The organism is Lentzea aerocolonigenes, assembly GCF_000955955.1.
GTDB lineage: Bacteria > Actinomycetota > Actinomycetes > Mycobacteriales > Pseudonocardiaceae > Lentzea > Lentzea aerocolonigenes_A.
Map to the genome: position 1 here is coordinate 1 of NZ_JYJG01000106.1, position 11,522 is coordinate 11,522.

Sequence of the window (11,522 nt, forward strand, 5' to 3'; positions counted from 1 at the left end):
CCCCGGCACGTGGCGTCCGCAACTGGTCGTGGTGGGCCTCGGCACCAACGACTTCTCCACCGCGCTCAAGCCCGGCGAGCAGTGGCCGAACACGCAGAGCCTGGTCGCCGCGTACAAGTCTGCCTACCACGGTTTCCTGGACAAGCTGAGGGCCCGCTACGGCTCCGGCGCCACGATCGTCGTGGGCGTCCCCGAGGCCTCCGGCACGTTCGCCGACGCGGCCAGGCAGGTCGTGCAGGAGCACGGCGACGCCAAAGTCCGCTACTGGAACTACGCTGACCCGGCGCTCGACCGGCTGGGCTGTGACTGGCACTTCTCGCAGCACGACCACCGGCTGATCTCCGGGCTGCTCAACGACTACATCGCGAAATTGGGGCAGATCTGGTGACACGAGGTCGTCTCGCGGTGCTGGTGGCGGCCGCGCTCCTGATGGTGACAGCGGGAATCGCAGTACAGGGCAACGCGAGCGTTTCAGGTCGTGCGGTCGCTGTCGCCACCCCGGTCACCACTGCTTCCGCCACGATCACGGCGCCGTCACCAACGCCCGACCCGCCGGTGACGTCATCCTCACCGCCGGCCTCCTCAGCCCGGCCGACGCCCGTCGCGGCCGAGACCGCGTTGGCCGGCAAGATCAAGCCCGGTGCCACTCGCACCGGCCCGGCGACGTTCTACGCGTCCGACGGCGGCGGCGCCTGCTCGTACGACCCAGGCCCGGACCCGTTGACGGTCGCGATGAACTGGTCCGACTACGAGGACTCCAAGGCATGCGGTGCCTACATCATGGTGAAGGCGGCCAACGGCAAGAGCATCACCGTGCGCGTCACGAACCTCTGCCCGGCGCCGTGCCGGGTCGGGCAACTGGACCTGAGCCGGGAAGCGTTCGCGCAGCTGGCCAACCCGCAGGCGGGGGAGATCCCGGTGACGTGGACGCTCGTCAGCCCGCCGCTGGAGAAGAAGATCTCCGTGCGCTACAAGACCGGCTCGTCGCAGTACTGGTGCGGAATCCAGGCCATCGACCACCGCAACCCGCTGGCACGGCTGGAGGTCCAGGCCGGCGGGCAGTGGAAGGAGCTGCCGCGCAAGGAGTACAACTACTTCCTGTCCGAGAACGGCGCCGGTTGCGGTGGGGCGATGGCGCTCACCGACATCTACGGTGAGCGCCTCGTCGTGAACCCCTTGCCGGTCAAGCCGAACGTGACCCAGCCGACGAACGTGCAGTTCGCCGTGCGGTGACGGTCACCACCAGCCGGTGCAGCCTCCCTGGAGGCGGTCGCACAGGCGGAAGGCGATCTTCGAGACGTCGTTGTAGGAACCGGAGTACGCCGAGTTCTTCACGACGCCGTCCTCACGGCGCTGCAGGTACGTCTGCGTCGGCAGGTCGGAAGGACCCTCGGTCCACCACTTGCCGTCGTAGTCGTTGCCGTCCCAGTTCCACGACTTGCAGAGCCGCACCGAACCACCGGCAGGACCGTCCAGGCCGGAGCACTGCTGGGCGGCCGAGGCGGGTGTGACGGCGAGCAGGCTGATGCCGACCGCCGCGGCGAGCACGGCGCCGATCTTCTTGACAGCGTTCAAGGACATGCGAAATCCCCAGTTCTGCTTGTGCCGCAATGCCGGATCAGGCGTCGATGAAGCGGGCCTTGAACTCCCAGCCCTGCTCGGCGCCGCCGTTGGCGCTCCACTGGACGATCTTGGCGCCGTTGGCGGTGCTGCCGCCGCCGGAGACCGAGGCGACCTTGCCGCTCTTCGCGTTGACCAGGTAGCCGTTGCTCGCGTCCCACGACTGCTCGGATCCGCCGTTGCAGCTCCACTGGACGATCTCGGCGCCGTTGGCCGTGCTGCCACCGCCCGAGACCGAGAGGCACTTGCCGCTCTTGCGGTTCTTGAGCGCGCTGCCCGACCAGTACCAGAGCTGCTCGCCACCGTCGTTGCAGCTCCACTGGATGACGTTCGCGCCGTTGGCCGTGCTGCCACCGCCCTCGACGGACATGCACTTGACGCTGTTGTAGTTCACCAAGTTGTAGTAGGTCGCCGCGCTGGCCGGCTGGGCCACCGCGATGGCGATGCCGAACGTGGCGACACCGGCGAAAACCGTTCTGGCGAAAGGAAACATCGCACCTCGAATCGTCTGGGCAGCCCGTCGCCAGGCTACGTCCACTCAGGAGCGCGGCAAGCTCGCGATGATCGAGTTCGCGCGCTGTTCACCTGGTCGCCATCCGCGCTTCCGGCTCGCCGGCTCGTCGAACGGCTTCGACAGGCCCTTTCGCGAGCCGCCTGCTCCGAATAGAGTCAGCCGCCAGTCTGGGAGCGCTCCCAGAAATGAGGAGGCGGTATGCGCAACGGAGCACTTGCTGCCGGCACTGCGGCGGCCGCGCTGGTCGCGGGCGGCGTCGTGGCACTGGGCAGCGCGCAGGCGGCCGCGTCGCCGTTCTACGTCGACCCGAACACCAGCGCGGCGAAGTGGGTCGCGCAGAACCCCGGCGACTCGCGCACAGCGGTGATCCGCGACCGGATCGCGAACGTGCCGCAGGCGAGGTGGTTCACCACCACCAACACCGGCACCGTGCGCGGCGAGGTGGACGCGTTCGTGGGTGCCGCGGCGGCCGCGGGCAAGGTGCCGATCCTGGTGGTCTACAACATCCCGAACCGGGACTGCGGCGGGGCGAGCGGCGGCGGCGCGCCCAGCCACAGCGCGTATCGGGCGTGGGTCGACCAGGTGGCGGCGGGACTGGCGGGACGGCCGGCGGCGATCGTGCTCGAGCCGGACGTGCTGCCGTTGATGACGAACTGCCAGAACGCCGGTCAGCAGAGTGAGACCAAGGCGTCCATCGCCTATGCGGGCAAGCGGCTCAAGGCCGGTTCGGGGCAGGCCAAGGTCTACTTCGACATCGGGCACTCGGCGTGGCTCGCGCCGGCTGAAGCGGCGGCCCGGTTGCGGGCGGCGGACATCTCGAACAGCGCGGACGGCATCTCCACCAACGTGTCCAACTACCGCTCGTCGGCCGACGAGGTGGCGTTCGCCAAGGCGGTGCTGAACAACGTGGGCGACTCCCGGTTGCGCGCGGTGATCGACACCAGCCGCAACGGCAACGGTCCGCTGGGCAGCGAGTGGTGCGACCCGGCCGGGCGGGCGATCGGCACACCGAGCACCGACCAGACCGGCGACGGGCAGATCGCCGCGTTCCTCTGGGTGAAGCTGCCGGGCGAGGCGGACGGCTGCATCGCAGGGGCGGGTCAGTTCGTGCCGCAGCGGGCGTACGACCTGGCCATCGCGGCCAGGCCGCCGGCAACCACGACCACCACGGCCACGACCACCACGACTCCGCCGGCGCAGGGCGGATGCAAGGCCACGCACAAGGTGACGAGCACCTGGTCGGGCGGCTACAGCGGGGAGATCGTGCTCGAGAACCGCGCGGCGCCGATCAACGGCTGGAAGTTCGCGTTCTCCGCGCCCGGCGTGACGCTCACCCAGGGATGGAGCGGCACGTGGGCGGACAAGGGTGACGTGATCGAGGTCGCCAACGCGGCCTGGAACGGCTCGCTCGGCACCGGCGGGACCGCCACCATCGGTTACAACGCGACCTATGGTGGCGGTACCCCGCCGTTCGGATCACCGACGCTGAACGGGGTGGCCTGCGGGTGAAGGTGTCAGCAACCGATCCGCTTGCCGGCCAACGCGATGTCGTCCATCCAGAGGTCGTACGCGCCGTCGTTCGGCTGGTAGAGCTGCCAGCCGAACTTGACGGTGTCGAAGCGCGGGAACACGAAGTCCACCGGGTTGCCGCCGTGGCTGCGCGTCGAAACGGTTAGATCGGGCTGCGGGACGCCGTCGAACCAGATTTCGATCCGGTTGTCGGCGGCGTCCATCCGCCACTCGACGCACTGCCACACGTCCTCACGGGACGGTGCCGACTCGCGCCAGTTCGTCCAGTCGCCGGTCGGCCCGCCGTCGGCGCCGACACCCCACAACGCCTTGCCCGTGGTGGGCACGTACTGGCCACCCAGCGGCCGCACGATCTCCGGACCCTGGCCGGTGGCCTCGATCAGGGTGTAGTGGGCCCAGTCCGGCTTGCGCGGGAACGCGTCGACCTTCAGCCGCACCCGGCCGTAGAAGCTGTTGCCCGGCGCCGAGAAGTCCTCGACCCGGAGGAACGCCCGGCCGTTGCGTTCGGTGTGCACGCGCAGAACCCGTTGGCCGCGTGGGGCTTTCTCCACGGTGAGGGTGCCGTGGCTGGTGTCGACGCCCCATTTGAGACTGGTGGCGCCACCGGGTGGCAGCGACTGGAAGTCCTCGCAGAACAGCAGGTCCGCGCGAGAGCAGGAAGGGGAGTGGTCGGCGAGGGCGGGCGAGGTGGCCGTCGCGAGCTGCAGGGCCAGGAACACGGAGAGCGCTTTCCGCAATGGCATGATTGAAGGTTAGGAGATCTCCCGATGAGACGGAACTACCTTGCGCTGACCGTTGCCGCGGTGGCGGTGGCCGCGTCGGCGCTGGTGTCGCAGGCCGCTCCGGCCCCTGCCGCGGTGGGGTTGCACATCAGCGGCCGTGACATCGTCGAAGGCAACGGCCAGAAGTTCGTCATGCGCGGTGTGAGCCATCACCACGTCTGGGCTCCCACGCAGACCAGGGCGTTCGCCGACATCAAGGCGTACGGCGCCAACACGGTGCGGGTGGTGCTGGGCACCGGCAAGCGGTGGGGACCCTCGAACGACGTGCGAGACGTGATCGACCTCTGCAAGCACAACAAGCTGATCTGCGTGCTGGAGGTGCACGACACCACCGGCTACGGCGAGGAAGGCGCCGCGGCGTCGCTGGACGAGGCCGCGAACTACTGGATCGGCCAGAAGAACAACCTGGTCGGCCAGGAGGACCACATCGTCATCAACATCGGCAACGAACCGATCGGCAACACCAACCCGGGCCAGTGGACCACCGCCACCGCCAACGCGGTCAAGAAGCTGCGCTCCAACGGTTTCCAGCACCTGCTCATGGTCGACGCGCCGAACTGGGGCCAGGACTGGCAGAACGTCATGCGCGACAACGCCCAGACCGTCTGGGACGCCGACGTGCAGCACAACACGGTGTTCTCCGTCCACATGTACAGCGTCTACAAGGACCCCTCGACGATCACCGCGTACCTCGACGCGTTCCAGGCCAAGGGGCTGCCGCTGGTGGTCGGCGAGTTCGGCTGGAAGTTCAACAGCGACGAGGTCGACCACGAGACGATCCTGGCCGAGACCCAGCGCCGCGGCCTGGGCTGGCTCGCCTGGTCGTGGAGCGGCAACTCCGACCCGATCCTGGACATGGTCCTCGACTTCGACCCCAGCCGCCTCACGTCGTGGGGCGAGCGGATCTTCAACGGGGCCAACGGCACCAAGGCGACCGCGAAGGAGGCGTCCATCTACGGCGGCGGCCCGACCACGACCACCACGACGACCACGACGACCACGCCACCTCCTGGAAAGGGCTGCACAGCTGCCTACTCCATCGCTGGTCAGTGGCAGGGCGGCTTCCAGGGCGAGGTGCGCGTCACCGCGGGCAGTGCGGCCATCGCCGGCTGGACCGTCACGTGGACCTTCGCCAACGGCCAGAGCATCAGCCAGGCCTGGAGCGCGACCGTCACCGGCGGCGGGGCGAACGTGACCGCGGTGAACGCGGGCTACAACGGCAACCTCGCGGCGGGTGCGAGCACGACGTTCGGCTTCATCGGCTCGTGGAACGGCTCCAACCCGGTTCCCGAGGTGAGCTGCACGGCCCGCTAGTGGCATAGGCTGCCGGGATGGCAGGCCCGCGGAAACGTTCTGCGTTGATCGCCCTGCTGGTCAGCGACCAGCAGGGCGGCTCGCAGGCCGCGATCCTGGAGGAGCTGCGCCGGTGCCTGCTCGACGGCGGCGTGCCACCCGGCACCGCGATCCCGCTCGACGAGGTCGCGCAGGTGTTCGGGGTCAGCCGCATTCCCGTGCGCGAGGCGCTCAAGACGCTGATCGGCGAGGGTCTGGTCGAGCACCAGCTGAACTTCGGCTACCGGGTCGCCAAGCTGACGACCCGTGAGCTGCACGAGCTGTACGTGGTCAGGGAAGTGCTGGAGGTCGCGGCACTGACCGCGGCGGTCGCGAAAGCCACTCAGCAGGACGACATCGAGGCCACGGCCACGCACGAGGCGTTGGGGCAGGCCATCAAGGCTCACGACGTGCGCGGGTATCACCGCGACAGCAGGCGGTTCCACCTCGCGCTGGTCCGGCCGTGCGGGATGCACCGGCTGCTGGCCATGCTGGAGTCGGCGTGGAACACGACGGAACCGGTCCAGCCCATGGCCCACCTGTCCGACGGCGTGAAAGCCGTGATGCACCACGACCACGCCGAGATGCTCGCCGCGTTCCTGGCACGAGATGAGGAACGGCTGGTCGCGGCAGCACGGGCGCACCACGACAGGCTGCGGGCGTCACTCGCCGCGTTGCCTCGTCACACAGGGTTGTTCGTCGACACCGACTGAGCGGCGAGAAGATATACGGTTCGCGTCATTGGCGCGTAACACGCCGGGACCAGGCTGCTCGCACCACATCAGAGGGTCACGAGGAGTTGGCGATGACCGATACTGTCTCCCGCCCGGAGACCAGCACGAAACCCCAGTACGACCCACGTCTCACGAACGAGGACCTGGCGCCGCTGAAGAAGCAGACCTGGGGCTCGTACAACATCTTCGCGTTCTGGATGTCCGATGTGCACAGTGTCGGCGGGTACGTCACCGCGGGCAGCCTGTTCATGCTGGGCCTGTCCAGCTGGCAGGTGCTGCTGGCGCTGCTCGTCGGCATCGGCGTCGTGCAGGTGTTCTGCAACCTGGTCGCGAAACCGAGCCAGGTGACCGGGGTGCCGTACCCGGTGATCTGCCGGGCGTCGTTCGGCGTGCTGGGCGCGAACGTCCCGGCGATCATCCGCGGGCTCATCGCCGTGGCCTGGTACGGGATCCAGACCTACCTCGCGTCGGCGGCGCTGAACGTGGTGCTGCTCAAGCTCTTCCCGGCGTTGATGCCGTACGCGGACGTGCAGCGGTACGGGTTCCTCGGGCTGCCGTTGCTCGGCTGGTGCTCGTTCGCGTTGCTGTGGATGGTGCAGGCGGCGGTGTTCTGGACCGGCATGGAGACGATCCGGCGGTTCATCGACTTCTGCGGCCCCGCCGTGTACGTGGTGATGTTCCTGCTCACCGGTTACCTGATCTACCGGGCCGGCTGGGGCGCGATCGACCTGAGCCTCGGCGAGGTCCGCCACACCGGCCTCGCCTCGATCCCGGTCATGCTCGGCGCTGTCGCCCTGGTGGTCTCGTACTTCTCCGGGCCGATGCTGAACTTCGGCGACTTCTCCCGCTACGGCCGCTCGTTCGCCGCGGTGAAGCGCGGCAACGTGCTCGGCCTGCCGGTGAACTTCCTGGTGTTCTCGGTGCTGGTGGTCGTGACGACGTCGCTGACCCTGCCGGTGTTCGGTGAGCTCATCACGGACCCCGTCGAAACGGTTGCGCGCGTCGACAGCACGTTCGCGATCGTGCTGGGGGCGTTGACGTTCACCGTCGCGACCATCGGGATCAACATCGTCGCGAACTTCATCTCGCCCGCGTTCGACTTCTCCAACGTCAGTCCGCAGCGGATCAGCTGGCGTGCGGGAGGCATGATCGCGGCCGTCGGCTCGGTGCTGATCACGCCGTGGAACCTCTACAACAGCCCGGAGGTCATCCACTACACGCTGGAGGTCCTCGGCGCGTTCATCGGCCCGCTGTTCGGCGTGCTCATCGCCGACTACTACCTGGTGCGCAAGCAGAAGGTGGTGGTGGATGACCTGTTCACCATGTCGCCGCAGGGCCGCTACCACTACCGCAAGGGCTACAACCCCAAGGCCATCGCCGCCACGGCTCTGGGCGCGCTCGTCGCGGTGCTCCCGGTCCTGGTGCCCGCGCTGGCCGGTGCCGCGCAGTACACCTGGTTCATCGGCATGGCGGTGGGTCTGGTGGTGTACGCGCTCGTGTCCAGGAGTGCTCGGTGATCATCAAGGTCGTCAACCCCAACACCAGCCTGGAGATGACCGCGCTGGTGGAGCGGTCGGCCAAAGCCGTGGCGGGCCCGGACACCTCGGTGTACGCGGTCAGCCCGGCGATGGGGCCGGCGTCGATCGAGAGCCACTACGACGAGGCGCTGAGCGTGCCGGGGCTGCTGGCGGAGATCGCCGCGGGAGAAGAGTCCGGTGTGGACGGTTATGTCGTCGCGTGCTTCGGCGACCCCGGCCTCGACGCAGCACGGGAGCTGGCGCGGGGTCCGGTCGTGGGTATCGCGGAGGCAGCCATGCGCACGGCCGCGTATCTGGGACGGGGTTTCACCGTGGTGACGACCCTGTCCCGCACGCGCGGCCGGGCGTGGGATCTCGCCGAGCGCTACGGGATGCGCGGGCTGTGCCTGGGCGTCCACGCCTGCGAGATCCCGGTGCTGGAACTCGATTCCGGTGCGTTGGACGTGGTTGTGGACGCCTGTGCCCGCGCCGTCGAGGAGGACGGCGCGGACGTGGTGGTGCTCGGCTGCGCGGGCATGACGGACTGGGCGGCACCGATCTCTGCGGCCATCGGCGTGCCCGTGGTCGACGGCGTCCAGGCCGCTGTGCTGACCGTGCAGGCGTTGGTGGAACTGGGCTTGTGCACGGGCAAGCGGGACGAGTTCGCCGCCCCGCCGCCGAAGCGCTACGCGGGGTTGTTGCGCGACTTCGGTTGCTGAGCGCGCCGGATTGAGCCGGGTGGCAGTACGCCCTGGTCGCGCAGTGTGGTGGCGACGAGCCTGGCGACCTCGACCGCGCCCGCTGTCTGGAAGTGCGTGTTGTCCTCCACACCGTTGGGGTAGTTGGGACTCTGCCCGGCTTTCAGGTGCAGGAAGTACTTCTTCGTGCCCTCGACGCCTGCCCGGTTGAAGAGTGCCGTGCTGGACGCCGTGAGGTCGACCAGCGGTACGCCCTTGGCGGCCGCGAGCTGACGCATCGCCGCCGGGTACGCGCCGTGGGTCGGGGAGATGGTGCCCGCGCTGGTGAAGCGGCGCCGTTCGACGGGCGTGACCAGGACCGGTTTGGCCCCCTTGGCACGGCTCTTGTCGATGTACTGGGAGAGGTAGGACTTGTAGGTGGTCGACGGCTCGGTGTAGCGGGCCGGGTCCTCCTTCTTCTCGTCGTTGTGCCCGAACGAGATGAGCAGGTAGTCGCCGCGTTTGATCCGGGACAGGATGCGGTCGAGGCGGCCCAGGTCGACGAAGCTCTTGGAGCTCGCGCCGGACAGGGCCTCGTTCACCACGACCGCGTTGGAGGTGACGAACCTCGGCAGCGCTTGACCCCAGCCGGTTCGGGGAGCCAGTGAAGCCTCGTAGGTGGAGGCGGTGGAGTCTCCGGCGACGAAGACCTGGACCGGAGCTGCCGCCGAAGCGCTCGCCGCCGTGACCGCGAGCGCAGCCGTCACCAGGCCGATCAGGAACGCGCGCCTCACCGCGGGTTCCAGCCGTCGGTGCCCGCGAGGTACTTCTGCGGGGTGTGGTCGCCTGCCTGCGAGTCGGGCAGCTGCGGCCGGTTGGAGTTCTTCGTGGCGCCCGGCCCGGTGTTGCGGTACTCGGAGAACCGGGCGTTGCGCCAGCTGTTGTCGCTCATGTCGATCCACGGCTGGGAGGTGCGGATCGCGGCGGTCAGCGTGGACTCGCGGAACAGGACCTGGCCCGCCGGTCGCCACGGCCTGCCCAGCTGGGTGGTGCCGGCCACCGCGCTGGTGACCGTGCACTTGTAGAACAGCAGGCCGTACTTCCTGGTGGCCGGGGTGCTGGCGGCCGTGATCGGGCCGCCGGCCGTCCGCTTCTCGTGCGTGGTGGTGCGCTCGAAGACCATCGTGCCGCCCCCGAAGATGAAGTCGACGGTGCCCTCCACGTAGGAGTCGGCCATGTAGGCGCGGGACTTCTCGTTGACCAGCAACGTGTCCTGGTCGCCGAGCAGGCGGACGTTGCGGAACACGGCGCGGTCGGCGTTGAGGTGCAGTGCCACTGCCTGCTGGTCGACGGTGGAGGGCTTCTCGACGTAGTCGTTGGAGATCGTGAGGTTCGTGGCGCCGAAGTCGCGGCCGTCGACGAACATGCTGGCGCTGTTGAACGTGCCGTGGGTGGTCGCGCTGTTGTTGAACACCAGCACGGTTTGCGCGGGCGTGGAGCCCAGGCCCTGCAACGTGATCGCGGTCTTGTTCGCCGGTACCCGCACCACCTCGCGGTAGGTGCCCGCCTTGATCGTGATCGTGGTGCGCGCCGAGCTGTTCACCGGCGCCGCGTTGATCGCGGCCTGCACGGTGCGGTACTGGGCACTGCCGTCGGCCGCCACCGTCAGCGTGGCCGCGAACGCAGGGGTGGCCAGGCCGGTGCCTGCCAGCGCGGCCACGGCCAAAGCGGCGGAGCTCGCCACTCTCGTAATCATCGTTCCTCTTCTCTCACCTCTTGTGCAGGGGGTAGGTAAGCGCTTTCCTGTAGGCGGCAAGTATGGCGTTTCCAGGCGTGCAAAACGCGACGGGGTGGTGGGTTTGTTCATTCGACGGTCGAATCGATGGTCGAACAAATTCTGGGCGCTCGTGCTCGGCTGCGTGGTCTCGGCCGGTCTGTGCGTGGTCGCGGAGACGGCACAGGCAGAGCAGGTCCAGCCGGTCGGGCGGGCCGTCGACTTCACCGGTTCATGGCAGTTCGCGCTGGTCAACACCACCGGTGAGGACGCGCCGCAGCCCGGTGAGCACGATCCTGCCTGGCGGGACACGCGGCTGCCGCACGACTGGAGCATCGGCCTCGACCCCGTGGAAGGTCCGCACACGGGTGCCGGCACAGGCTTTCTGCCCGGTGGTCTCGGCTGGTACCGAAAGGCGTTCACCCTGCCGTCTCGATTGGCGGGCAAGAAAGTGTCGATCGAATTCGACGGCGTCTACATGGACTCCGAGGTGTATCTCAACGGCGTATTGCTCGGCCGCCACCCCTACGGTTACACGGGATTCGCGTACGACCTCGGCGCGCGCACTGATGGAACGAACGTCCTCGCGGTGAAGGTGCGCAACCAGGTGCCCAGCAGCCGGTGGTACTCCGGCAGCGGCATCTACCGGAACGTCCGGCTGATCGTCACCGAGCCCACGCACGTCGCGCGGCACGGCGTGCAGGTGACGACGCCCGACCTGGCGAACACGGTCAAGTCCGGTTACGCCACGATGCGAGTGACAACCACCGCCGTCAGCGGCACGAGCACTCCGGCGGAGATCGTGTCGACGGTCAAGGATCCGCGCGGCCGGATCGTCGGCCGAGGAGCGACGCGCACCGCACTGACCACCGAGCCGAGCAGTGCTGCCACCGACATCCGGATCGCCAAGCCGCTGCTGTGGTCGGTGGACCGACCGGATCTGTACACAGTGGACACCGAGATCCGGGTGCACGGCAGGGTCGTCGACAGCGTCAGCACCCGTACGGGCATCCGGTACTTCGCGTTCGACCCGGACAACGGC

13 protein-coding genes are annotated in these 11,522 nt (G+C 68.5%); 8 read left to right on the plus strand and 5 right to left on the minus strand.

Annotated features, from left to right (window positions below; translation table 11 throughout):
• Positions 1–388, plus strand: a 388-nt coding sequence (locus UK23_RS52705; RefSeq protein WP_045312516.1) for an SGNH/GDSL hydrolase family protein, incomplete at its 5' end; no start/stop codon positions are given.
• A complete protein-coding gene (locus tag UK23_RS16985) occupies positions 385–1,233 on the plus strand; it encodes an expansin EXLX1 family cellulose-binding protein (RefSeq protein WP_231114531.1) in 849 nt (282 codons plus the stop codon). The genes UK23_RS52705 and UK23_RS16985, both read left to right, overlap by 4 nt.
• Positions 1,234–1,236: 3 nt before the next feature.
• On the opposite strand, the gene UK23_RS48720 is transcribed toward UK23_RS16985, so the two are convergent.
• Positions 1,237–1,581, minus strand: a complete 345-nt coding sequence (locus UK23_RS48720) for a hypothetical protein (RefSeq protein ID WP_052684738.1) — start codon at positions 1,579–1,581, stop codon at positions 1,237–1,239.
• Positions 1,582–1,618: 37 nt separating this feature from the next.
• A complete protein-coding gene (locus tag UK23_RS16995) occupies positions 1,619–2,113 on the minus strand; it encodes an RICIN domain-containing protein (protein WP_052684739.1) in 495 nt (164 codons plus the stop codon).
• Between the two features lie 219 nt (positions 2,114–2,332).
• Here UK23_RS16995 and UK23_RS17000 point away from each other — a divergent pair, with 219 nt between their 5' ends.
• Positions 2,333–3,643, plus strand: a complete 1,311-nt coding sequence (locus tag UK23_RS17000) for a glycoside hydrolase family 6 protein (protein ID WP_045312518.1) — start codon at positions 2,333–2,335, stop codon at positions 3,641–3,643.
• A gap of 5 nt (positions 3,644–3,648) precedes the next feature.
• Here UK23_RS17000 and UK23_RS17005 read toward each other — a convergent pair whose 3' ends face one another.
• The gene (locus UK23_RS17005) at positions 3,649–4,407 is read right to left on the minus strand and encodes a hypothetical protein (RefSeq protein WP_045312519.1); all 759 of its coding nucleotides are present in this window, start codon (positions 4,405–4,407) and stop codon (positions 3,649–3,651) included.
• Between the two features lie 24 nt (positions 4,408–4,431).
• Here UK23_RS17005 and UK23_RS17010 point away from each other — a divergent pair, with 24 nt between their 5' ends.
• The 4 genes from UK23_RS17010 (at position 4,432) to UK23_RS17025 (ending at position 8,748) form a co-directional block, all read left to right on the plus strand.
• Entirely contained in the window at positions 4,432–5,760 is a 1,329-nt protein-coding gene (locus UK23_RS17010) for a cellulase family glycosylhydrolase (RefSeq protein WP_045312520.1), read from the plus strand.
• Positions 5,761–5,777: 17 nt separating this feature from the next.
• Positions 5,778–6,491, plus strand: coding sequence for a GntR family transcriptional regulator (locus tag UK23_RS17015; protein ID WP_045312521.1), 714 nt, complete (start codon positions 5,778–5,780; stop codon positions 6,489–6,491).
• A gap of 92 nt (positions 6,492–6,583) precedes the next feature.
• Positions 6,584–8,029 carry an NCS1 family nucleobase:cation symporter-1 gene (locus UK23_RS17020; RefSeq protein ID WP_045312522.1) on the plus strand — a complete coding sequence of 482 codons (1,446 nt, stop codon included), beginning with the start codon at positions 6,584–6,586 and terminating at the stop codon, positions 8,027–8,029.
• Positions 8,026–8,748: an aspartate/glutamate racemase family protein gene (locus tag UK23_RS17025; RefSeq protein WP_045312523.1), complete on the plus strand. Its 723-nt coding sequence runs from the start codon at positions 8,026–8,028 to the stop codon at positions 8,746–8,748. Before UK23_RS17020 ends, UK23_RS17025 begins: the two co-directional genes overlap by 4 nt.
• Here the strand turns inward: UK23_RS17025 and UK23_RS17030 are convergent.
• Together UK23_RS17030 and UK23_RS17035 are read right to left on the minus strand one after the other, a co-directional pair.
• On the minus strand, positions 8,715–9,500 hold the full coding sequence (locus tag UK23_RS17030; protein WP_045312524.1) for a rhamnogalacturonan acetylesterase: 786 nt from the start codon (positions 9,498–9,500) through the stop codon (positions 8,715–8,717). The two genes, UK23_RS17025 and UK23_RS17030, sit on opposite strands and share 34 nt — an antisense overlap.
• The gene (locus tag UK23_RS17035) at positions 9,497–10,462 is read right to left on the minus strand and encodes a pectinesterase family protein (RefSeq protein ID WP_045312525.1); all 966 of its coding nucleotides are present in this window, start codon (positions 10,460–10,462) and stop codon (positions 9,497–9,499) included. The genes UK23_RS17030 and UK23_RS17035 overlap by 4 nt, the downstream gene beginning before the upstream one ends.
• Positions 10,463–10,613: 151 nt before the next feature.
• Here UK23_RS17035 and UK23_RS17040 point away from each other — a divergent pair.
• A partial coding sequence (locus UK23_RS17040; protein ID WP_045312526.1) for a glycoside hydrolase family 2 protein occupies positions 10,614–11,522 on the plus strand: 909 nt, incomplete at its 3' end.